The sequence below is a fragment of the Clostridium weizhouense genome, assembly GCF_019431045.1.
Classification (GTDB): domain Bacteria; phylum Bacillota; class Clostridia; order Clostridiales; family Clostridiaceae; genus Clostridium; species Clostridium weizhouense.
This window is the reverse complement of record NZ_JAHXPT010000007.1, coordinates 27,524-50,922: the sequence shown is the minus strand read 5'-3', so window position 1 is coordinate 50,922 and position 23,399 is coordinate 27,524. Positions and strand designations below refer to the sequence as shown.

The 23,399-nt window shown below is 33.0% G+C and carries 29 protein-coding genes and 1 other annotated feature; all 29 genes read right to left on the bottom strand.

All coding sequences use genetic code 11. The features are described 5' to 3' along the window. Nucleotides 1-49 precede the first annotated feature (49 nt). The 29 genes from rpsH to rpmG all read right to left on the bottom strand — a co-directional run bounded on the left by rpsH (nt 50) and on the right by rpmG (nt 23,304). Nucleotides 50-448, bottom strand: a complete 399-nt coding sequence (gene rpsH / locus KYD98_RS09835; protein WP_219779669.1) for a 30S ribosomal protein S8 — start codon at nt 446-448, stop codon at nt 50-52. 32 nt (nt 449-480) lie between these two features. Beyond that, a complete protein-coding gene (locus KYD98_RS09830; RefSeq protein WP_219779667.1) occupies nt 481-666 on the bottom strand; it encodes a type Z 30S ribosomal protein S14 in 186 nt (61 codons plus the stop codon). Between the two features lie 16 nt (nt 667-682). After that, complete coding sequence (gene rplE, locus KYD98_RS09825; RefSeq protein ID WP_219779665.1) at nt 683-1,222, bottom strand: 50S ribosomal protein L5; 540 nt, start codon at nt 1,220-1,222, stop codon at nt 683-685. A gap of 22 nt (nt 1,223-1,244) precedes the next feature. Next, nucleotides 1,245-1,559 carry a 50S ribosomal protein L24 gene (gene rplX / locus KYD98_RS09820; RefSeq protein ID WP_219779663.1) on the bottom strand — a complete coding sequence of 105 codons (315 nt, stop codon included), beginning with the start codon at nt 1,557-1,559 and terminating at the stop codon, nt 1,245-1,247. A 15-nt stretch (nt 1,560-1,574) separates the two neighbouring features. Further along, nucleotides 1,575-1,943: a 50S ribosomal protein L14 gene (rplN, locus tag KYD98_RS09815; protein ID WP_090090813.1), complete on the bottom strand. Its 369-nt coding sequence runs from the start codon at nt 1,941-1,943 to the stop codon at nt 1,575-1,577. 29 nt (nt 1,944-1,972) lie between these two features. Continuing rightward, a complete protein-coding gene (gene rpsQ / locus KYD98_RS09810) occupies nt 1,973-2,227 on the bottom strand; it encodes a 30S ribosomal protein S17 (protein WP_219779661.1) in 255 nt (84 codons plus the stop codon). 21 nt (nt 2,228-2,248) lie between these two features. After that, entirely contained in the window at nt 2,249-2,461 is a 213-nt protein-coding gene (gene rpmC / locus KYD98_RS09805; RefSeq protein WP_219779659.1) for a 50S ribosomal protein L29, read from the bottom strand. Next, a complete protein-coding gene (rplP, locus tag KYD98_RS09800) occupies nt 2,461-2,895 on the bottom strand; it encodes a 50S ribosomal protein L16 (RefSeq protein WP_219779657.1) in 435 nt (144 codons plus the stop codon). The genes rpmC and rplP overlap by 1 nt, the downstream gene beginning before the upstream one ends. 17 nt (nt 2,896-2,912) lie before the next feature. Then, nucleotides 2,913-3,578, bottom strand: coding sequence for a 30S ribosomal protein S3 (rpsC, locus tag KYD98_RS09795; protein ID WP_219779655.1), 666 nt, complete (start codon nt 3,576-3,578; stop codon nt 2,913-2,915). A gap of 21 nt (nt 3,579-3,599) precedes the next feature. Next, on the bottom strand, nt 3,600-3,935 hold the full coding sequence (gene rplV / locus KYD98_RS09790) for a 50S ribosomal protein L22 (RefSeq protein WP_219779653.1): 336 nt from the start codon (nt 3,933-3,935) through the stop codon (nt 3,600-3,602). Nucleotides 3,936-3,955: 20 nt separating this feature from the next. Continuing rightward, nucleotides 3,956-4,234, bottom strand: a complete 279-nt coding sequence (rpsS, locus tag KYD98_RS09785) for a 30S ribosomal protein S19 (RefSeq protein ID WP_219779651.1) — start codon at nt 4,232-4,234, stop codon at nt 3,956-3,958. A gap of 66 nt (nt 4,235-4,300) precedes the next feature. Further along, the gene (gene rplB, locus KYD98_RS09780; RefSeq protein WP_219779649.1) at nt 4,301-5,134 is read right to left on the bottom strand and encodes a 50S ribosomal protein L2; all 834 of its coding nucleotides are present in this window, start codon (nt 5,132-5,134) and stop codon (nt 4,301-4,303) included. Between the two features lie 60 nt (nt 5,135-5,194). Further along, on the bottom strand, nt 5,195-5,491 hold the full coding sequence (gene rplW, locus KYD98_RS09775; protein WP_219779648.1) for a 50S ribosomal protein L23: 297 nt from the start codon (nt 5,489-5,491) through the stop codon (nt 5,195-5,197). After that, the gene (gene rplD / locus KYD98_RS09770; protein ID WP_219779646.1) at nt 5,491-6,111 is read right to left on the bottom strand and encodes a 50S ribosomal protein L4; all 621 of its coding nucleotides are present in this window, start codon (nt 6,109-6,111) and stop codon (nt 5,491-5,493) included. Before rplD ends, rplW begins: the two co-directional genes overlap by 1 nt. A gap of 25 nt (nt 6,112-6,136) precedes the next feature. Then, on the bottom strand, nt 6,137-6,766 hold the full coding sequence (gene rplC / locus KYD98_RS09765; RefSeq protein ID WP_219779644.1) for a 50S ribosomal protein L3: 630 nt from the start codon (nt 6,764-6,766) through the stop codon (nt 6,137-6,139). Between the two features lie 73 nt (nt 6,767-6,839). Continuing rightward, nucleotides 6,840-7,148 (bottom strand): 30S ribosomal protein S10, encoded by a 309-nt coding sequence (rpsJ, locus tag KYD98_RS09760; RefSeq protein WP_002582605.1) that lies wholly within the window; start codon nt 7,146-7,148, stop codon nt 6,840-6,842. Nucleotides 7,149-7,630: 482 nt separating this feature from the next. After that, complete coding sequence (gene tuf, locus KYD98_RS09755) at nt 7,631-8,824, bottom strand: elongation factor Tu (protein ID WP_219779620.1); 1,194 nt, start codon at nt 8,822-8,824, stop codon at nt 7,631-7,633. Nucleotides 8,825-8,916: 92 nt separating this feature from the next. Further along, on the bottom strand, nt 8,917-10,983 hold the full coding sequence (fusA, locus tag KYD98_RS09750) for an elongation factor G (protein WP_219779642.1): 2,067 nt from the start codon (nt 10,981-10,983) through the stop codon (nt 8,917-8,919). A gap of 77 nt (nt 10,984-11,060) precedes the next feature. Next, the gene (rpsG, locus tag KYD98_RS09745; RefSeq protein WP_219779639.1) at nt 11,061-11,531 is read right to left on the bottom strand and encodes a 30S ribosomal protein S7; all 471 of its coding nucleotides are present in this window, start codon (nt 11,529-11,531) and stop codon (nt 11,061-11,063) included. 150 nt (nt 11,532-11,681) lie between these two features. Next, complete coding sequence (rpsL, locus tag KYD98_RS09740) at nt 11,682-12,059, bottom strand: 30S ribosomal protein S12 (RefSeq protein WP_219779637.1); 378 nt, start codon at nt 12,057-12,059, stop codon at nt 11,682-11,684. A gap of 281 nt (nt 12,060-12,340) precedes the next feature. Then, nucleotides 12,341-15,871 carry a DNA-directed RNA polymerase subunit beta' gene (gene rpoC, locus KYD98_RS09735; RefSeq protein ID WP_219779635.1) on the bottom strand — a complete coding sequence of 1,177 codons (3,531 nt, stop codon included), beginning with the start codon at nt 15,869-15,871 and terminating at the stop codon, nt 12,341-12,343. A gap of 21 nt (nt 15,872-15,892) precedes the next feature. After that, nucleotides 15,893-19,594, bottom strand: a complete 3,702-nt coding sequence (gene rpoB / locus KYD98_RS09730) for a DNA-directed RNA polymerase subunit beta (protein WP_219779634.1) — start codon at nt 19,592-19,594, stop codon at nt 15,893-15,895. A gap of 353 nt (nt 19,595-19,947) precedes the next feature. Continuing rightward, on the bottom strand, nt 19,948-20,313 hold the full coding sequence (gene rplL, locus KYD98_RS09725) for a 50S ribosomal protein L7/L12 (protein WP_219779632.1): 366 nt from the start codon (nt 20,311-20,313) through the stop codon (nt 19,948-19,950). A gap of 45 nt (nt 20,314-20,358) precedes the next feature. Beyond that, nucleotides 20,359-20,862, bottom strand: a complete 504-nt coding sequence (rplJ, locus tag KYD98_RS09720; protein ID WP_219779630.1) for a 50S ribosomal protein L10 — start codon at nt 20,860-20,862, stop codon at nt 20,359-20,361. A gap of 37 nt (nt 20,863-20,899) precedes the next feature. Then, nucleotides 20,900-21,029, bottom strand: a sequence feature (ribosomal protein L10 leader region). 44 nt (nt 21,030-21,073) lie between these two features. After that, nucleotides 21,074-21,763, bottom strand: coding sequence for a 50S ribosomal protein L1 (rplA, locus tag KYD98_RS09715; RefSeq protein ID WP_219779627.1), 690 nt, complete (start codon nt 21,761-21,763; stop codon nt 21,074-21,076). Nucleotides 21,764-21,818: 55 nt separating this feature from the next. Continuing rightward, complete coding sequence (gene rplK, locus KYD98_RS09710; RefSeq protein ID WP_219779625.1) at nt 21,819-22,244, bottom strand: 50S ribosomal protein L11; 426 nt, start codon at nt 22,242-22,244, stop codon at nt 21,819-21,821. Nucleotides 22,245-22,315: 71 nt separating this feature from the next. Then, nucleotides 22,316-22,837, bottom strand: coding sequence for a transcription termination/antitermination protein NusG (gene nusG, locus KYD98_RS09705; protein ID WP_219779623.1), 522 nt, complete (start codon nt 22,835-22,837; stop codon nt 22,316-22,318). Between the two features lie 37 nt (nt 22,838-22,874). After that, nucleotides 22,875-23,105 (bottom strand): preprotein translocase subunit SecE, encoded by a 231-nt coding sequence (gene secE, locus KYD98_RS09700; protein WP_219779622.1) that lies wholly within the window; start codon nt 23,103-23,105, stop codon nt 22,875-22,877. Between the two features lie 49 nt (nt 23,106-23,154). Then, the gene (rpmG, locus tag KYD98_RS09695) at nt 23,155-23,304 is read right to left on the bottom strand and encodes a 50S ribosomal protein L33 (RefSeq protein ID WP_219779621.1); all 150 of its coding nucleotides are present in this window, start codon (nt 23,302-23,304) and stop codon (nt 23,155-23,157) included. Between the last annotated feature and the right edge of the window lie 95 nt (nt 23,305-23,399).

Below are 23,399 nucleotides of genomic sequence, written 5' to 3'. Positions count from 1 at the left end.
TGTATCTTCTATTAAACTACAATTTCTGTTTATTATCAAAATTTAAATACTACCAAACGTAGCAAAGTACTTCGCCACCTAATCCGTTCTTTCTAGCTTCTCTGTCAACCATTAATCCCTTTGAAGTTGAAACAACAGCAACACCTAATCCATTAAGAACTTTTGGTACTTCGTCTTTTTTACAATATACTCTTAAACCTGGTTTAGAAATTCTCTTAATCCCAGTTATAACTCTTTCATTATTAGCACCGTATTTAAGAGTTATTCTTAACATTGGTACTACTCCGTCGTTATATTCATTAATTTCTTTTATATAACCCTCTTGTAATAATATATTTGCAATTGCCTTCTTAACATTTGAAGAAGGTACTTCCACCACTTCGTGTCTTACAGAATTAGCATTTCTTACACGTGTTAGTAAATCTGCTATCGGATCTGTCATAACCATTTAATGTGCCTCCTTTCATTACATTATGTCTATTACCAACTTGCTTTCTTGCAACCAGGAATTTCTCCCTTATAAGCAAGTTCTCTAAAACAAATACGGCATACTCCGTATTTTCTTAGTACAGCATGTGGTCTTCCACATATTCTACATCTTGTATAAGCTCTAGTTTTGTATTTAGGAGTTTTGCTCCATTTTTCAATAATAGCTTTACGTGCCAATATGTTTCCCTCCTTATTATTGAGCGAATGGCATTCCTAGGAATCTTAATAATTCTCTAGCTTCTTCGTCTGTATTTGCTGTTGTAACGAAGATTATATCCATTCCTCTAACTTTATCAATCTTATCATATTCTATTTCTGGGAATATTAATTGTTCTTTTATTCCTAATGAATAGTTTCCTCTACCATCAAATGCCTTAGCTGAAACTCCTCTGAAATCTCTTACTCTAGGTAATGCGATACTCATTAATTTATCAGCGAATTCGAACATTTTAGCTTTTCTTAGAGTAACCTTACATCCTAAAGCCATATTTTCTCTTATTTTAAAGTTAGCAACTGATTTTTTTGCTCTAGTTAATATTGGTTTTTGACCAGATATTAAAGTTAAATCACTAACTGCTGATTCTAAAACTTTTTGGTTTTCCTTAGCTTCTCCAACACCCATATTAATTACGATCTTTTCTAGCTTTGGAACTTCCATTATATTTTTATATCCGAACTTTTCGATCATTGCCGGAATTACTTCTTTTTGATATTTTTCTTGAAGTCTTGTCATATTGGTTACCTCCTTTCAGATTCTAGAATGTTTCTGAGCACTTCTTGCATACTCTAACTTTAGTACCATCTTCTAATATTTTGTTACTAATTCTAGTAGCATTTTTGCACTTATTACAATATAACATAACCTTTGAACTATTAATTGCAGCTTCTCTTTCAATTATAGAACTTTCAGTTTGATTTTTATTAGCTTTTTGATGCTTTTTAACTATGTTAATTCCTTGAACAAGAACTTTTCCTGTCTTAGGAAATACTTTTAAAACTTCTCCAGTTTTACCTTTATCTTTTCCAGATATAACTATAACTGTATCATTCTTTCTTACATGTACCTTCAAGTAAGACACCTCCTCTTATAGAACTTCTGGTGCTAATGATAAAATTTTATTAAATTCTTTATCTCTTAGCTCCCTAGCAACAGGTCCAAAGATACGAGTACCTCTTGGTTGTTTATCATCTTTTATGATAACTGCAGCATTTTCATCGAATTTGATATATGAACCGTCCGCTCTTCTTAATCCTTTTACTGATCTAACTACAACTGCTTTTACAACTTCACCTTTTTTAACAACTCCGCCTGGTGTTGCACTTTTAACGCTAGCTACGATAACATCACTGATATTACCAAATTTTCTTTTTGATCCACCTAATACTCTAATACACATAATTTCTTTTGCACCTGAATTATCTGCAACTTTTAGTAAAGTTTGTTGTTGTATCATTTGAATTACCCTCCTTTCAGTTTTAAAGCCTATTTAGCCTTTTCAACTATTTCAACAAGTCTCCATCTTTTATCTTTAGATAAAGGTCTAGTTTCCATTATTGATACTCTATCGTTAATTCTTGCTTCATTATTTTCATCATGAACTTTAAACTTTGTAGTTCTGTTAACTGTTTTACCATATAGTGGATGTCTAACCTTAGTTTCAACAGCAACTACGATAGTTTTATCCATTTTATCAGAAACAACTCTACCAGTTCTTTTCTTTCTTAATCCTCTTTCCATTAGGGCTACCTCCTTCCAGATTTACTGCTCTAACGCCCTTAGTTCGTCTTCTCTTAAGATGGTCTTTATTTGGGCTATAGATTTTTTTACTTCTCTAATTCTCATAGGATTTTCTAATTGTCCTGTAGCTAATTGGAATCTTAAGTTAAATAATTCAGCTTTAAGATCAGTTAGCTTAACTGCTAAATCTTGAGGATTGCTTGATTTTAATTCTTTTAATTCTCTAGCCTTCATTATTTTTCACCACCCATTTCCTCAAAATCTCTTCTTGTAACAAACTTTGTTTTTACAGGAAGTTTGTGTGATGCAAGTCTCATTGCTTCTCTTGCAACTTCTTCAGCAACTCCTGATAACTCGAATACTACTCTATTAGGTTTAACAACTGCAACCCAATATTCTGGTGATCCTTTACCAGATCCCATTCTTGTTTCAGCAGGTTTTTCTGTTACTGGTTTATCCGGGAAAATCTTTATCCAAAGTTTTCCACCTCTTTTTATATATCTATTGATAGCAATTCTGGCAGCTTCAATTTGATTACTTGTAATCCATCCACAAGTTGTTGCTTGAAGACCGAAATCTCCATAAGCTAAGAAATTACCTCTTGTAGCTTTACCTTTCATTCTACCACGTTGTACCTTACGATGTTTTACTCTTTTAGGCATTAACATGATCTATTCCTCCTTTCCTATGCGTTAGCTTCTTCCTTCTCTACTTTCTTAGTTGGAAGAACTTCTCCATTATAAACCCAAACTTTAACTCCGATTTTTCCGTATGTTGTATCTGCTTCAGCAAATCCATAGTTTATATCAGCTCTTAATGTTTGTAGTGGAATTGTTCCTTCATGATATTGTTCAGTTCTTGCTATTTCAGCTCCACCTAATCTACCAGAACAAGCAGTCTTAACACCTTTTATTCCGTGTTTCATACCTCTTTGTATTGTTTGCTTCATAGCTCTTCTGAATGAAATTCTCTTTTCTAATTGTGCAGCAATGTTTTCTGCCATTAATTGAGCATCTGATTCAGCATTTTTAACTTCTACTATGTTGATTAATATATTCTTTCCAGAAATATAACCAGTTAACTTATTTTTTAAAGCTTCTATACCAGCTCCACCTTTACCAATAACAACACCTGGTTTAGCAGTATATATATTTAATTTAACTCTTTTAGCAGCTCTTTCGATTTCTATTTTAGAAATACCAGCTGAGAAAAGTTCTTTTTTAACAAATTTTCTTATTTTGTTATCTTCTACAAGATTATCAGCAAAGTCTTTTTTATTAGCATACCACTTTGCATCCCATCCTTTGATAACGCCTACTCTAAGACCGTGAGGATGTACTTTTTGACCCACTTAAATTTCCCTCCTTCTATATTAAGCTCTTTCTTTAACAACTACTGTTATATGACTAGTTCTTTTATTGATTCTGAATGCCTTACCGTGATCCATTGGTCTGAATCTCTTAAGTATTGGACCTTCACCAACAAAAGCTTCTGAAACATATAAGTTATCAGCGTTTAATTCTAAATTATTTTCTGCATTTGCAACAGCTGATTTTAAAACTTTTTTAATTGCCACTGCTGCTTCTCTTGGAGTATATTCTAAAATAGCAAAAGCTTCTTTAACTTGTTTTCCTCTTATTAAATTAAGAACAACTCCTACTTTCATTGGAGACATTCTAATATATTTAGCTATAGCTCTAGCTTCCATTTATGTTCCTCCTTTCCAGGCTACTTTCTTTTTGATGTTTTATCTGCTACATGACCTCTGTAAGTTCTAGTTAATACGAACTCACCTAGTTTGTGTCCAACCATATCTTCTGATAAATAAACTGGAACATGTTTTCTTCCGTCATGAACTGCGATTGTATGACCAATCATTTGTGGAAAAACAGTTGAACTTCTTGACCAAGTTTTTACAACCTTCTTATCTCCACTTGCATTCATTTCTTCTATTTTCTTTAAAAGTCCTTTATGAACAAAAGGTGCTTTTTTTGTTGATCTACTCACTAACATTGCCTCCCTTCATAAATCTTACTACGATAAGCTGGAAGAGAAATTACTATTCTCTTCAAACTACTTAGCGTTTCTACCCTTGATAATAAATCTATCAGAATATTTTTTATTCTTTCTAGTTTTGTATCCAAGCGCTGGTTTACCCCATGGAGTAACTGGACTCGGTCTACCAACTGGTGATTTACCTTCTCCACCACCGTGAGGGTGATCGTTAGGGTTCATAACAGATCCTCTAACTGTAGGTCTCCAACCCATGTGTCTCTTTCTTCCTGCTTTACCAATATTAACGATATCGTTTGTTGCATTAGACACTGTTCCGATTGTTGCTCTACATTCTATTCTTACATATCTCATTTCACCTGAAGGTAATCTTAAAGTTGCGTAATCGCCTTCTTTAGCCATTAATTGTGCTGAGTTACCAGCAGCTCTAACTAATTGGCCACCTTTACCTTTTTGTAGTTCGATATTATGGATAACTGTACCAACTGGAATGTTCTTTAATGGAAGAGCATTACCTGGTTTGATATCTGCATCTGGTCCAGACACTACTACATCTCCAACATTTAAGCCTGCTGGTGCAATTATGTATCTCTTTTCTCCATCTGCATAAACAACAAGTGCAATATATGCTGATCTATTTGGATCATATTCTATACTTGCAACCTTAGCTGGAACTGAATCCTTATTTCTTTTAAAATCTATAATTCTGTATTTTCTCTTAACTCCGCCGCCACGGTGTCTTACAGTAATTTTACCTTGAGCATTTCTACCTGCTTTGCTTTTTAGTGCAACAAGAAGTGACTTTTCTGGTTGTTGTGAAGTTATTTCTTCAAATGTTGGCATAGTCATTTGTCTTCTTGCTGGTGTAATTGGGTTAAACTTTTTAACTGCCATTACAATTCCCTCCTTTTTTTCAGCTTTTCTGGTGTTTTCACCAATAATGGCCTTAATCTACTATTGTAATCCTTCGAAGAATTCAATTCCTTTGCTTTCTTCTGTTAATGTAACAATAGCTTTCTTGTAGTCAGATCTCTTTCCTACATGTACGCCCATTCTTTTAGTTTTTCCTAAACCATTTATAGTTTTAACATCTTCAACTTTAACATCAAAAACTTCTTCCACAGCTCTCTTTATTTGAGATTTATTAGCATTTACGTGAACCATGAAAGTGTACTTTTTTTCTGCCATAGCTGCCATACTCTTTTCAGTTATAACTGGCTTTCTTATTATGTCATGGCTTGTTAATTTCATTATGCGTACACCTCCTCAATTTTTGATACAGCATCTTTAGTTATGATTAATTTTTCAAATTTTAATAAATCATATACATTGATGTTGTTTACTGGGATAACATTAACCCCTTGGATGTTTCTTGCTGATTTGTATACAGCTTCATTTGATTCAGCAGTTACTATTAATGTCTTCTTAGCTTCGAAAGCTTTTAACATTTCTATAACTTGCTTAGTTTTTGGTGCTTCAAAAGCTAATGATTCTAAAACAACCATTTGACCATCATTAACCTTGCTAGTTAATGCTGATGTCATAGCAACTTTTCTCATGCTCTTTGGCACTGAAACTCTGTAATCTCTTGGCTTTGGTGCAAATACAACTCCACCCTTAATCCATTGTGGTGCTCTAATAGAACCTTGTCTTGCTCTACCAGTACCTTTTTGTCTCCAAGGCTTAATTCCGCCTCCTCTAACCTCAGTTCTTGTCTTAGCTGATTGAGTTCCTTGTCTCTTATTAGCTAATAAAGCAACTACTACTTGGTGTAATGCATGTGCATTTACTTCTGTTTCAAACACATTTGCATTTAATTCTATATCTCCAACTTGTTTTCCTTCTTGATTAAATAATCCTACTGTAGGCATTATGTTTCCTCCTTTCCTTCAGAAATTAAGCTTTAACTGCATTTCTTATTACTACTGTACCTTTATTAGGTCCTGGGATTCCACCCTTAATTAATAATAAGTTCTTTTCAGCTATTACTTTAACTACTTCTAAATTCATTACTGTTGTGTTAACAGATCCCATATGTCCTGGCATTCTTTTATTTTTGAATGTTCTTGATGGGTCTGAAGAAGCTCCCATTGATCCTGGTGCTCTATGGAATTTAGAACCGTGACTCATTGGTCCTCTTTGTTGATTCCATCTTTTTATAACACCTTGGAATCCCTTACCTTTAGAAACTCCTGATACATCAACTTTTTCTCCTGCTTCAAATACATCAGCTTTTATTTCTTGACCAACTTCGTATGCAGTTATATCTTCAAGTCTGAATTCTTTAAGAGTTCTTCTTAAAGTTACTCCTGCTTTAGCGAAATGTCCTTTAGCTGGTTTGTTAGCTAATTTTTCTCTTATTTCATCAAAACCAACTTGTATTGCTTCGTATCCATCTTTTTCTGTTGTTTTCTTTTGAACAACAACACATGGACCAGCTTCTACTACAGTTACTGGAATAACTTTTCCTGCTTCATTAAAGATTTGAGTCATTCCTATTTTTCTTCCCATTATAGCTTTTTTCATGTATCTACACCTCCTAAACTAATTAGCGGACTGTTTCCAATCATAATAGTTCGTCTTTTATTTTATTTCCAGCTTATAGTTTGATTTCTATATCCACACCAGCTGGAAGATTTAATCTCATTAATGCATCAACAGTTTTAGGTGATGGATTAACTATGTCGATCAATCTCTTATGAGTTCTGATTTCAAATTGTTCTCTTGAATCTTTGTACTTATGAACTGCTCTTAATATTGTAACAACATCTTTTTCAGTTGGTAATGGAACTGGTCCTACTACTTTAGCTCCTGATGTTTTTGCAGTTTCAACGATTTTTTCAGCTGATTGATCTAATATTGTATGATCAAATGCTTTTAATCTGATTCTTATTTTTTGCTTTGACATTTTGGTTTCCCTCCTTTTCATGTACGCTTTACTTCTAACGCACAACAGCGGCCATTCTATAAACTGCTCCGGGTGTTTCATTACTCGCCACAACTTTATAAAATCCCTGTCGTCGGATTCTAGATCCAAACTTACTCATCAAGAATTACCCGGAAGTCCGGCAACCTCTTGATTCATCGCTGTATGCTATGCAACTTCTTCATTATACTATTCTTGCTAATCTTTTTCAAGTTTTTTTTATACTTTTCTTCAAGTTTTTTATTTTATATAATCAAGATGTTTTCTCTCTTTTTATTTCTTTTATTATTCTAATTGGATTTAAGATAAATTTCAATACTTTTATTATTTTTATTTATTTCTTCTATAATTCATTACAGTGTAAATTCAACTTTTATTTTACAAAAAAAATAAGGTAGAGAATAGCGCTTTTTCCTCTACCTTATCTTGTATTCTAATTAGATTTTTTCATTTTAAGCAAGTTATTATTTAGCTATGCTAGTAACAACTCCTGAACCTACAGTTCTTCCACCTTCTCTGATAGCGAATCTTAATCCTTCATCCATAGCTACTGGAGTGATTAATTCAACTTTCATATCAATGTGATCTCCTGGCATTACCATTTCCATTCCATCTGGTAATTTTATTGATCCTGTAACGTCTGTTGTTCTGAAGTAGAATTGTGGTCTATATCCATCAAAGAATGGAGTATGTCTTCCACCTTCTTCTTTTTTAAGTACGTATACTTGACCTACAAAGTTTGTGTGTGGGTGTACTGAATTTGGTAAAGATAATACTTGACCTCTTTCGATATCAGTTCTTTGAACACCTCTTAATAATGCTCCTATATTATCTCCAGCTTGTGCTTCATCTAATAACTTTCTGAACATTTCGATTCCTGTTACTGTAGTCTTTCTCTTTTCTTCACTTAATCCTACGATTTCAACTTCGTCTCCTACGTGAAGTACTCCAGTTTCAACTCTACCAGTTGCAACTGTTCCTCTACCTGTGATTGTAAATACATCTTCGATAGGCATGATAAATGGTTTATCAGTTGCTCTTTCTGGAGTTGGAATGTAGCTATCTACTGCTTCCATTAATTCTAAGATTGGAGCTATTTTAGCTTCATCTGTTGGGTTTTCTAATGCTTGTAATGCTGAACCCTTAATTACTGGAATATCATCTCCTGGGAAGTTATATTCGCTTAATAATTCTCTAACTTCCATTTCAACTAATTCTAATAATTCTTCGTCATCTACCATATCTGCTTTGTTTAAGAATACTACGATGTAGTCAACTCCAACTCTTGATGCTAGTAGGATATGTTCTCTTGTTTGTGGCATTGGACCATCTGCTGCTGAACATACTAGGATAGCTCCATCCATTTGTGCTGCTCCTGTAATCATGTTCTTAACATAGTCAGCATGTCCTGGACAGTCAACGTGAGCATAGTGTCTGTTTTCTGTTTCGTATTCAACGTGTGCAGTATTGATTGTGATTCCTCTTTCTTTTTCTTCTGGAGCCTTATCGATATCTGCATAGTTAAATGCTTCTGCATATCCTCTGTTTGCTAAAACTGTTGTGATTGCAGCCGTTAATGTAGTCTTACCATGGTCTACGTGACCGATTGTTCCAATATTTACGTGTGGTTTACTTCTCTCAAATTTTGCTTTTGACATTGTAAAATCCTCCCTTATTATAAATTAATTTTAAAGAATCTTTTTTGTAATTATTATATTTACACTGATTCTAATATTTCAAATTTATTATATTACTTAGCTCTGTTTCCAGCAACTTGTTCTTGAATATTCTTTGGAACTTCTTCGTAGTGATCGAATACCATTGAGTAAACTCCTCTACCTTGAGTTCTAGATCTTAATGAAGTAGCATATCCGAACATTTCTGATAATGGTATAAACGCTCTAATAACTTGAGCTCCATTAACAGCTTCCATTCCTTCCATTCTACCTCTTCTTGAGTTAACGTCTCCAATAACATCTCCCATATATTCTTCTGGAACTGTTATTTCAACTTTCATCATAGGTTCTAAAAGTACTGGATTAGCTTTAGCCATAGCATTTTTAAATGCCATAGATCCGGCAATCTTAAATGCCATTTCTGATGAGTCAACATCATGGTATGAACCGTGTACTAACTTAACTTTAAAGTTAATAACATTGTATCCAGCAATAATACCATTTAAAGCTGCTTCTTGAATACCATTATCTATAGCTGGGATATATTCTTTAGGAATAGCTCCACCTACGATAGCATTTTCAAATACATATTCTCCTTCAGTTGGTTCCATTTCAATTACAGCATGACCGTATTGACCTTTACCACCTGATTGCTTAGCGTATTTAGCTTCTGCTTTGACAGCACTTCTAATTGTTTCTTTATAAGCAACTTGTGGTGCTCCAACATTACATTCAACTTTGAATTCTCTTTGTAATCTATCAACGATAATTTCTAAATGAAGCTCACCCATACCACCTATTATAGTTTGACCTGTTTCTTGATCAGTGTGAGTTTTGAATGTTGGATCTTCTTCAGCTAATTTAGCTAACGCTAATCCCATCTTTTCTTGACCTGCTTTTGTTTTTGGCTCTATAGCTACATGTATAACAGGTTCTGGGAATTCCATTGATTCAAGAATTATTGGTTCTTTTTCTGAACATAAAGTATCTCCAGTAGTTGTGTTCTTTAAACCTATTATTGCTCCTAATTCACCTGCTTCTAATGATTCAACTTCTTGTCTTGAATTAGAATGCATCTTAACAAGTCTACCGATTCTTTCTTTCTTACCCTTAGTTGAGTTAAGAACATATGAACCACTTTCCATTATACCTGAATAGATTCTTGTATATGCTAACTTACCAACGAATGGATCAGTAGCAATTTTAAATGCTAAAGCAGATAATGGTTCAGAATCTGAAGCTTCTCTATGATCTTCTTCTCCTTCTAATGTAGTTCCTGATACTGCTGGTATATCTAATGGTGATGGTAAATAAGCCACAACTCCATCGATCATTTGTTGAACACCTTTATTCTTGTATGAAGAACCACAAATACATGGATAAATTTCATTAGCTATTGTAGCTTTTCTTAAAGCAACATGTAATTCATCTGCTGTAATTTCTTCCCCATCTAAGTATTTCATCATTAATTCTTCATCAGTTTCAGCTATTGCTTCAACCATAGCACCTCTGTATTCTTCTGCTTGTTCAGCATATTCAGCAGGAATTTCTTCAGTTCTCATATCTTTTCCAAGATCATCATAATATAAAATAGCATGATTTTCTATAAGATCTATCATTCCTTTAAAGTTTTCTTCTCCACCTATTGGAATTTGAATTGGAACTGCATTAGCTTTTAATCTATCTCTTACAGTGTTAACACATCTAAAGAAATCTGCACCTGTTGCATCCATCTTATTTACATAAATCATTCTTGGAACACCGTACTTATCCGCCTGTCTCCAAACAGTTTCAGTTTGTGGTTCAACCCCACTTTTAGCATCAAGAACTGTAACTGCTCCATCAAGTACTCTTAATGATCTTTCAACTTCTACTGTGAAGTCTACGTGACCAGGAGTATCGATGATATTTAATTCATGTTCTTTCCATTCACATGTAGTAGCTGCTGAAGTAATTGTTATACCTCTTTCTTGTTCTTGAACCATCCAATCCATTGTCGCTTGACCGTCATGAACTTCTCCTATTTTATGACTCATTCCTGTATAGAATAGTATACGCTCTGTTGTTGTTGTTTTACCAGCATCAATATGAGCCATTATACCGAAATTACGAAACTTATCTAAAGTATATTTTCTAGCCATTTATTTGTCCTCCTCTCAAATAGTAAGTATAAATTTGACAAAACTGTCTTGGCACTAGCCAAAACAGTTTATATATATTAATATCTGTAATGAGCAAATGCTTTATTAGCTTCTGCCATCTTATGAGTATCTTCTCTCTTTTTAACAGCTGCTCCAGTATTATTAGATGCATCTAATAATTCTCCTGCAACTCTTTCGCACATTAGCTTTTCGCCTCTTTTTCTTGCTGCTATTAACATCCATCTAATTCCTAATGTCTGTCTTCTTTCTGGTCTAACTTCCATAGGAACTTGATATGTAGCACCACCTATTCTTCTAGCTTTAACTTCTAGTAATGGCATTACATTGTTCATAGCTTCTTCAAAAACTTCTAAAGCTTCTTTACCACTTCTTTGTGCTATTAACTCAAATGCATCGTAACAGATTTTTTGAGCTACACCTTTCTTACCATCTTCCATTATACTGTTTATAAACTTTGTAACAACTTTTGAGTTGTATACTGGATCTGGTAATACATCTCTTTTTGCGATATGTCCTTTTCTTGGCACTTTTCTTCCCTCCTTAACAATTTAAATTTAAGTTCATCGGTACTCGGTATTTTTCATACCGTAAAGCGCTCTTCCTCTTGCATCTATATAAACTAAAAATTATAAATCTATGTAAATGAGAAGATTAGCACTAAACTACTTTAAGAAATCCTATTTTTGCTTAGGTTTCTTAGCACCGTACTTTGATCTTCCTTGCATTCTGTTAGCTACTCCAGCACAATCTAATGCACCTCTTACAATATGGTATCTAACACCAGGAAGGTCCTTAACTCTACCACCTCTTATAAGAACAACACTATGTTCTTGTAAGTTATGGCCTACACCACCAATGTATGCAGTCACTTCAAATCCATTTGTAAGTCTTACTCTTGCAATTTTTCTTAACGCTGAGTTAGGCTTCTTTGGAGTTGTTGTTTTAACTACTGTACATACTCCTCTTTTTTGTGGGCACTCTTTAAGTGCTGGTGCAGTTGATTTTGCTGCTGTTGTTTTTCTGCCTTTTCTTACTAATTGGCTAATAGTTGGCATCTTTTCACCTCCCGAAATTTATTTATCTATATTTAAATTAAGATAAACACGTTTTTAATTAGACAAAAGCTAAATAAACACTTTTATCTAAATTCTTTAAAACTACTTTTTAATAATAAATGATATATTTATATAAATATACAATTTGATAAAAACTCATGAAGACAAATTAAATTTGTCTTCATGAAATACTATTAACAAAATCATTTTATATGGCTTTCTCAAACCACACAAACTGTATTTTATCATTTAAATATACTCATGTCAATAAAATTAAATTATTAGACAGTCTCAATATCATTTTCTTCTAAATTTTTATTTTTTGTATCTAAATTTAAAGCTCTGTATCTCATCATCCCAGTTCCTGCTGGAATTAACTTACCGATAATAACATTTTCCTTTAATCCAATTAATGGATCAATCTTCCCTTTTATTGCTGCTTCAGTAAGAACTCTTGTAGTTTCTTGGAATGATGCTGCTGATAAGAAACTATCAGTAGCTAATGCTGCTTTAGTTATACCTAATAGCGATTGTTCTCCTTTAGCTTCTTCTCCACCAAATTCTCTAACTCTAGCATTTTCTTCTTCAAAATCAAATATATCAATCATAGTTCCTGGTAATAATTCAGTATCACCTGACTCAGTTACTTTTACTTTTCTAGTCATTTGTCTAACAACTACTTCTAGATGTTTATCATTAATATCAACACCTTGTAATCTATATACCTTTTGAACTTCTGAAAGTAAATATCTTCTTGCTCCATCCACACCTTTAATATTCATAATATCATGAGGATTTACTGAACCTTCTGTTATTTCATCTCCAGCTTCAATGTAATCTCCATCATATACTTTTAGTCTTGAACCAAAAGGTATATCATAACTACATTCTTCAGCATCAGCACCCATAACAAATACTGTTCTCTTTTTCTTAGTTTCTTCTATTCTAACATTACCAGCAATCTCACTTACTATAGCAAGACCTTTTGGTTTTCTAGCTTCAAATAATTCTTCAACTCTAGGTAAACCTTGAGTTATATCAGCTCCTGCAACTCCTCCAGTATGGAATGTTCTCATTGTAAGCTGTGTTCCTGGTTCTCCAATTGATTGAGCTGCTATTATACCAACTGCTTCTCCGATATCTATTTTTTTAGCAGTTGCCATATTCATTCCATAGCATCTAGCACATACACCAACCTTACAGTTACATGTAAATACAGATCTAATTTTCACTTTTTTAATTCCTGCTGAGACAATTTTATCAGCTTTAGCAGAATCCATATACTCATTCTTATTAACTAATATTTCAGAAGTAGAAGGATCAACAACATCTTCAGCTGTATATCTACCTAGTAATCTTTCTCTAAGTTCTTCTATCACTTCTGAACCTTCTTTAATTTCAGATACATATATTCCTTCATCAGTTCCACAATCTTCTGATCTAACAATTACATCTTGTGATACATCAACAAGTCTTCTTGTTAAGTAACCTGAATCGGCAGTCTTTAACGCCGTATCAGCATTACCTTTTCTCGCACCATGAGTAGATATGAAGTACTCTAATACATCAAGACCTTCTCTAAATGATGCTCTGATTGGTAATTCAAGTATCTTACCTGAAGGACTCGCCATAAGTCCTCTCATACCAGCTAATTGCTTAATTTGAGACTTAGATCCTCTGGCTCCTGAATCAGCCATCATGTATATAGGATTGAATTTATCCATACTATCCATTAATGCATCTGCTACATCTTCTGTGGTCTTAGTCCATTTTTCTATAACTCTTTCATATCTTTCATCATCAGATATGAATCCTCTTTTATACATCTTTTCGATTTTATCTACTGTTTCATCCGCATCTTTTAATAAATCATACTTAGCTTGAGGTACAATCATATCTGATGCTGCAACTGTTACAGCTCCGATTGATGAATAATGATACCCTAACGCTTTTATGTTATCAAGCATTATAGATGTCTTAGTAGGACCATGTTGCATATAACATTGATCTATTATTTTTCCTAATGACTTTTTAGTAACTAAGAAATCAATTTCTAAATTAAATTTTTCATTATCATCTTCTCTATTAACTAATCCTAAATCTTGAGGAATAGATTCATTAAATATAAGCTTTCCTACTGTAGTCTTAATTATTCCTGATTCCATTACACCATTAAACTCTTTAAATAATCTAACATTAATTTGTGCATGAATTTCTATATTTTTAGATTCATAAGCCATTATAGCTTCATCTTTACTTGAGAAGACCATACCTTCACCTTTAGCTCCAGTTCTATCCATTGTTAAATAGTAAGATCCAAGAACCATATCTTGTGTAGGTACACATACTGGTTTACCATCTGACGGCTTAAGAATGTTTCCAGCTGCTAACATTAAGAATCTAGCTTCTGCTTGAGCTTCTACTGATAACGGAACGTGAACAGCCATTTGATCACCATCGAAATCGGCATTGTATGCTGTACATGCTAATGGATGAAGTTTAATTGCTCTACCTTCTACTAATACTGGTTGGAATGCTTGAATTCCTAATCTATGTAGAGTCGGAGCACGGTTAAGTAACACTGGATGATCTGTAATAACTTCTTCTAATACATCCCATACTTGTGGTAATACTCTTTCAACCATTCTCTTTGCACTCTTTATATTATGAGCAATTCCATCTTGAACTAATTTTTTCATTACAAATGGTTTAAATAGTTCTAAAGCCATTTCTTTTGGAAGACCACATTGATACATTTTAAGTTCTGGACCAACAACAATAACAGATCTACCAGAGTAATCAACTCTTTTACCAAGTAAGTTTTGTCTAAATCTACCTTGTTTACCCTTTAACATATCCGAAAGAGATTTTAAAGGTCTATTACCTGGCCCTGTTACAGGTCTACCTCTTCTACCATTATCAATAAGAGCATCTACTGCTTCTTGAAGCATTCTTTTTTCATTTCTAACAATTATATCTGGTGCTCCTAAATCTAATAGTTTCTTTAATCTATTATTTCTATTAATAACTCTTCTATATAAATCATTTAAATCAGATGTTGCAAATCTACCACCATCTAATTGAACCATAGGTCTTAAATCAGGTGGAATTACTGGTATTACATTTATAATCATCCATTTAGGATCATTACCTGATTTAGCAAAAGATTCTACAACTTCTAATCTTCTTATTATTCTTACTCTCTTTTGACCAGTGCTTTGCTTAAGTTCTTCTTTAAGTTCTTTAGCAGAAGCTTCTAAATCAATTTCTCCTAGTAATTCTTGAATAGCCTCTGCACCCATTCCAGCAATGAAGCTATCTTCTCCATATTTATCTACAGCTTCTCTATATTCTTTTTCATTAAGAAGTTGTTTCTTTAATAAAGAAGTTTCTTTAGGGTCTATTACTATATAAGATGCAAAATATAAAACTTTTTCTAAAGCTCTTGGTGACATATCCATTAACAATCCCATTCTTGATGGAATTCCTTTGAAATACCAAATGTGAGAAACTGGGGCAGCCAGTTCTATATGCCCCATTCTTTCTCTTCTTACCTTAGATTTTGTAACTTCAACTCCACATCTGTCACAAACTATACCTTTATATCTTACTCTCTTGTATTTTCCACAATGACATTCCCAGTCTTTCATAGGTCCAAATATTCTCTCACAGAAAAGACCATCTTTTTCTGGTTTTAATGTTCTGTAATTAATAGTTTCCGGTTTTTTAACTTCTCCTCTTGACCACTCTCTTATTTGTCCTGGAGATGCTAAGCCAATTTGCATGGCATCAAAATTATTTAACTCAAACAAGGGTAAATCCTCCCTTCAAAATTAGTGTTCATCATTAAAATCATCTAGTTCTAAATCATCCTCGAATTCTACTATTTCGAAATTTTCATCATAATCCATTTCCTCGGAATCTTCTTCTTTATAACCATCATCTAATTCTTCAACATTCTCAGTTGGCACAACTTCTTCTGCACCTTCTATGTTAACTTCTAAATCTGCCATTTCTTCATCAACAGTTTCTCTTAAGCTAACTTCTTGGTTATCTTCATTTAAAACTTTAACATCTAAGCATAATGCTTGAAGTTCTTTAATAAGTACTTTAAATGATTCTGGAACTCCTGGTTCTGGTATATTTTCACCTTTAACAATAGCCTCATATGTTTTAACTCTACCTACAACATCATCTGATTTAACAGTTAATATTTCTTGTAATGTATGAGCTGCTCCATAAGCTTCTAATGCCCAAACTTCCATTTCTCCAAATCTTTGACCACCAAATTGAGCTTTTCCTCCTAGTGGTTGTTGTGTAACTAATGAATATGGTCCTGTTGATCTAGCATGTATCTTATCATCAACTAAATGCGCAAGCTTTAAGATATACATTATACCAACAGTAACTGGATTATCAAATGCTTCACCAGTTCTTCCATCATATAATACAGTTTTTCCATTTGCATTATACCCTGCTTTTTCTAAGCATTCTTCTATTTCACTTTCAGTTGCTCCGTCAAATACTGGTGTTGCTATATGCCAACCTAATTGACTAGAAGCCCAACCTAAATGAACTTCAAGTACCTGACCGATATTCATACGTGAAGGTACACCTAGTGGATTTAAGCATATTTGTAACGGTCTACCATCTGGTAAGAATGGCATATCTTCTTCCGGTAATATTCTAGAGATAACCCCCTTATTACCATGACGTCCTGCCATTTTATCTCCAACTGAAATTTTTCTTTTTTGAACTATATAACATCTTACAAGTTCATTTACTCCTGGATTTAATTCATCTCCATTTTCCCTTGTAAATACTTTTATATCAACTATTATCCCAGCTTCTCCATGAGGAACTCTTAGCGAAGTATCTCTTACTTCTCTAGCTTTTTCTCCAAAGATTGCTCTTAATAATCTTTCTTCTGCTGTAAGTTCAGTTTCACCCTTTGGTGTAACCTTACCAACCAATATGTCTCCTGATCTTACTTCAGCACCTATTCTGATTATACCTCTATCATCTATATCTTTAAGTGCATCCTCACTTACATTAGGTATATCTCTTGTTATTTCTTCAGGTCCAAGTTTAGTGTCTCTAGCTTCACATTCATATTCTTCGATATGCATAGAAGTAAATACATCTTCTCTTACTAATTCTTCAGAAATAAGCATAGCATCTTCGTAGTTATAACCTTCCCAAGTTATAAAGCCCATTCTTATGTTCTTTCCTAGTGCTATTTCTCCTAAGTCAGTTGAAGGTCCATCCGAAAGAACTTGATTTTTAAATACAATTTCCCCAGTACTTACTATAGGTCTTTGATTTATGCAACTACTTTGGTTACTTCTTTTAAACTTTAATAGTCTATAAGTATCTGTTCCCCCATCTGAATCTCTCTTAACACGGATTTCATTAGCAGACACATAAGTAACAACCCCTGCATTTCTTGCTTTTGGAAGTACTCCTGAATCTACTGCTGCCTTAAACTCTATTCCTGTTCCAACAATAGGTGCTTGTGGCTTTAATAATGGAACCGCTTGACGTTGCATGTTTGATCCCATAAGTGCTCTTGATGCATCATCATTTTCTAAGAAAGGTATCATAGCTGTAGCTACTGATACTATTTGTCTAGCTGAAACATCCATTAAATCAACATCATTAGCTGGAACAACTAATACATCTTCTAAGTATCTTACCGTAACTTTTTTATCTATAAAATACCCATTTTCATCTAATGGTTCTTTTGCTTGTGCAATTAGATATTGATCTTCTTCATCAGCAGTAAAATATCTAATTTCATCTGTTGCTCTAGCATTTTCTTTATCTACAATTCTATATGGAGTTTCAATAAATCCATATTCATTAACTCTTGCAAATGTAGCTAAAGAGTTAATAAGTCCTATATTTGGACCTTCTGGTGTTTCAATAGGACACATTCTACCATAATGAGAATGGTGAACGTCTCTAACTTCAAAACCAGCCCTTTCTCTTGAAAGACCTCCTGGTCCTAATGCAGACAATCTTCTTTTATGTGTTAATTCAGATAATGGATTTGTTTGATCCATGAATTGTGATAATTGAGAACTACCAAAGAATTCTTTAATAGATGCCGCAACTGGTCTTATATTAATTAACATTTGAGGAGTAATAGATTCTTGGTCTTGAATAGTCATTCTTTCCTTAACTACTCTTTCCATTCTTGATAAACCAATTCTAAATTGATTTTGTAATAATTCTCCTACTGATCTTAATCTTCTATTACCTAAATGGTCTATATCATCAACATAACCTATTCCATAAGGCAAACCTAATTCATAACTAATAGTTGCAAATATGTCATCTCTTATAATATGTTTTGGAATAAGTCTACTTATATTCTTCTTTATTTCTTCTTTAATACTATCTTCATCAGAGAAATTATCTAATATTTCTCTTAAAGTTGGATAATGTACTAATTCTTTTATTTGTAAATCAGATACGTCAAAAGGCACTTGCTTAGTTATATCAACAAAATGATTACTGATAACTCTAACAATTTTGTCGTCAACTAATACATCAACTGTTTTAACACCAGCATTTTGAATATCTTCTGCTAATAGTCTGCTTATTTTTTGACCTTTTTCAATCATAATTTCGCCTGTTGAAGGATTTATAATATCACTTGCTGCTATTTGATTTGTAATTCTTAAATTTAATGCAAGTTTCTTATTAAATTTGTATCTTCCAACTCTAGATAAATCATATCTTTTAGCGTCAAAAAATAGTGAGTCTATTAATGATATTGCACTATCTACTGTTGGTGGCTCACCTGGTCTTAATCTCTTATATATTTCAAGTAGTGCTTCTTCTTTAGTCTTAGTATTATCCTTTTCAATACTTGCTCTAAATCTTTCATCTTCTCCAAAGAAATCTAATAATTCTTGATCACTTCCAAATCCCATAGCTCTAGCTAAAATAGTAATTGGTAGTTTTCTTGTCTTATCAATCCTTACATAAATAATATCATTAGAGTCTGTTTCATACTCTAACCACGCACCCCTATTTGGAATTACAGTAGCTGAATATAATTTTTTACCTGTTTTATCAATAGAGTAATTGTAATACACGCCTGGTGATCTTACCAATTGGCTAACAATAACTCTTTCTGCACCATTAATTATAAAAGTACCTTGTTCTGTCATTAATGGGAAATCACCCATAAAAACTTCTTGTTCCTTAATTTCACCAGTTTCATTGTTTTGTAATCTTACTGAAACTTTTAACGGTGCTGCATACGTTGAATCTCTTTCTTTACATTCTTCAACAGAATATTTGATATTATCCATATCAAGTTTGTAATCTACAAATTCTAAAACTAGATTACCAGTAAAATTTGTAATCGGATTAATATCATCAAATACTTCATGTAATCCTTCTTTTAAAAACCATTGATATGAATCTAATTGTACTTCAATCAGATTTGGCATTTCGGTAACATCTTTAACTTTACCAAAACTCATTCTTGTTCTTTTTCCAACTTGGACAGGATGTACCATCAACTTTCACCCCTTGTATAAACTAAAATAACCAAAAACATACTCTCCCTAAGGATTTATGCTTTCGGACAGCGTCTTCTTTCAGTATAACCACTTATTCGCAAATTATACTTTTTTTCCCATGAATATACACTTATCCATTATCATGGTTAAGTACATTATATGATACTATCACATAAAATTTTCATTGTCAATATTTTATTTTCAAGTTAAAAACTAAACCATACTGACATTTTTATAACTATAAAGCTATATAGAATACTCACTTTTTAAATGAACATTTTATATAGCTTTATAAAATGAGTTTAAAAAAGGTGCTATAATCAGCACCTTTTTATATTTAAGAAATTAAACTATTTAACTTCTACTTCAGCTCCAACTTCAGCTAATTTAGCTTTCATGTCTTCAGCTTCTTCTTTAGAAACAGCTTCTTTTAATGTCTTAGGAGCTCCATCAACTATTTCTTTAGCTTCTTTTAATCCTAATCCAGTTAATTCTCTTACTGCCTTGATAACTTTAATTTTGTTTGCACCAGCGTTAGCTAATACTACATCAAATTCAGTTTTTTCTTCAGCAGCACCACCTGCAACTGCACCACCTGCAACTGCAACTGGAGCAGCAGCGCTTACTCCAAATTCTTCTTCGCAAGCTTTTACTAATTCATTTAATTCTAAAACGCTCATTTCTTTTATAGCTTGAATGATATCTTCTCTTGTCATTTTAATAGCACCTCCGAAATTTTTTCATAAAATTTTATTTTTTAATTATTCTGCTGATTCAGCATCCTTACTATCTTTAATTGCACTTAATAAGTATGCAAGATTTGATAGTGGAGATTTGATACTTCCAAGAAGTTTTGCAATAAGTACTTCTTTTGAAGGTATTGTTGCAAGTTGTTTGATTTTTTCTGAATCGTAGACTTCTCCTTCTACGATACCAGCTTTTAATTCTAATTTCTTATGATCTTTAGCAAAATCATTTAAAACTCTTGCTCCAACAGTAACGTCTTCGTATCCAAATGCAATAGCTATTGGTCCTTCTAAATATTCAACAGCACCATCTAAACCTAATTCTTTAGCAGCTAAAGTAACTAAAGTATTTTTATATACTTTATATTCAACTCCAACTTCTCTTAAGTTCTTTCTAAGAAGTGTATCTTCTTCAACAGTTAATCCTTGATATTTAGCAAAAACGACAGCTTTTGATTTTTCTAACTTTTCTTTAATCTCAGCAACCTTTGCTTCTTTAAGTTGTCTGTTCTTATTCATTACTACAGTCCACCTCCTCACAGTCTTTAAACTGCTTATTTCTATTAAAAAAGATCTTCCCATAGACAGAGAAGACCTATAATAAACTTAATTACTATATATCCTCGGTAGGTAGTTATACCTTATGCTTACGCACCTACTGTCTATGGAAAAAATATTTAACTTTTCACAACAAAAAGTATTTTATCATACTTCATTAATTATGTCAATACTAATCTAATACTCTTGTAGGATTAATTTTTGCTCCAGGTCCCATTGTACTTGAAACAGTTATTGATTTTAAGTATTGTCCTTTAGCTGCTGCTGGTTTAGCTTTAACTAAAGCTTCCATTAATGTAGCAAAGTTTTCTTTTAACTTTTCAGTACCAAAAGATTTCTTTCCTATTGGGCAGTGAACTATAGCAGTTTTATCTACTCTGTACTCAACCTTACCTGCTTTAATTTCAGCAATTGCTTTAGCAACATCAAATGTTACTGTTCCTGATTTAGGGTTTGGCATTAATCCTTTAGGTCCTAAAACTCTACCAATTCTACCAACTACACCCATCATATCTGGAGTTGCAACTACAACATCATAATCAAACCAGTTTTCAGTTTGGATCTTTTGAACTAATTCCTCAGCTCCTACGAAATCTGCTCCAGCTTCTTGAGCTTCTGTAGCTTTATCTCCTTTAGCAAATACAAGAACTCTTACTGTTTTACCAGTTCCATTAGGTAATACAACTGCTCCTCTTACTTGTTGGTCTGCATGTCTTGGATCAACACCAAGTCTTACATGTAACTCAATAGTTTCATCAAAATTTGCTTTTGCAGTTTTTACAGTTAAGTCTAATGCTTCTGTTGGATTATATAAAGCACTTTTATCTATTAACTTTGCACTTTCAACATATTTCTTTCCCATAAATAAGCCTCCTCTGTGGTATTAACGGTTTTGACCTCCCACTTATTTTTACGAATTACTCTTGAATTGTTACTCCCATACTTCTTGCTGTACCTTCGATCATTCTCATAGCTGATTCGATGTTAGCAGCATTTAAGTCTGGCATTTTAGTTTCGGCAATTTTTCTTACTTGATCTTTAGTTAAACTACCTACTTTTGTTCTATTAGGCACTCCTGATCCGCTTTCTAATCCTAATTCTTTTTTGATTAGAACAGCAGCTGGAGGAGTCTTTAATATGAAACTAAAAGATCTGTCTTGGTAAACTGTTATAACTACTGGTATTATTAATCCAGCTTGATTTGCAGTTTTAGCATTAAACTCCTTACAGAATCCCATTATGTTTACACCATGTTGACCTAATGCTGGACCAACTGGTGGTGCTGGTGTTGCCTTACCTGCTTGAAGTTGAAGTTTAATCATTCCAGTTACTTTCTTAGCCATTTTTGTTATTCCTCCTATACTGTGGTATATACGGACTTCTAGTCCTCCCACTTAATTAAAATCAGTTTATATTAAACTAATTTTTCAACTTGATTAAAGTCTAATTCGGCAAGAGTCTCTCTGCCAAACATGTCTACTAAAGCCTTTATTTTTCTCTTATCTAAAATTATCTCTTGAATTTTAGCTACTGAATCTCTTAAAGGTCCAGAGATAATTCTTATACTTTCTCCTACTTCTAAGTCAATTTCAACAGGCATTTCTAAAACTCCCATCGATTCAACTTCTTCTTCAGAAAGTGGAACAGGCTTTGATCCTGGTCCTACAAATCCTGTAACTCCTCTTGTATTTCTTACAACATACCAAGATTCATCAGTCATTACCATCTTTATAAGTACATAACCAGGAAATTTTTTCTTTAATGAGACTTTTTGTTTTCCATCTTTCTCTTCAATCACTTCTTCCATTGGTACTTGCATATCATGAATTAATGATTCAAGATTTCTGTTTTCAATTGCTTTTTCGAGGTTTGCTTTAACCTTATTTTCGTATCCAGAATATGTATGTACTACATACCATCTTGCTCTATCACTCATACTTATCAGGTGAGTTAAATATCACCTAAACCTCCTTTTACTTAATATTAAAAATCATTTCAAAGAGGTTCTTGAAAATAAAATCTAATCCGCCAACTAATATAATATATATTATGCCGAATATAACCACTGCAATAAATGCTTTCTTTGTCTCATCCTTTGAAGGCCAAGTTATTCTTTTAACTTCTGCCTTAACCTCTCTAAAAAAACCAAATAAACTGCTTTTTTTAGCAGTCTCCTTAGTTTTTACACTATTACTTACTGACATAACTTCACATCCTTAAAAATTAATAAGTATATGTCGCACCTTATATTGACTACTTAGTTTCTCTATGAAGTGTGTGTTTTTTACAAAACTTACAGTATTTCTTCATTTCTAATCTATCTGGGTTATTCTTTTTATTTTTCATTGAATCGTAATTTCTTTGTTTACACTCTGTGCATGCTAAAGTTATTTTTGTTCTCACAACTGCACCTCCACTTTTATATATATTCAATAAGAGATTCAGTCTCTTATTTATTTAAGCGTTACTTTTTACACAATATCATAGAATATGTAAAA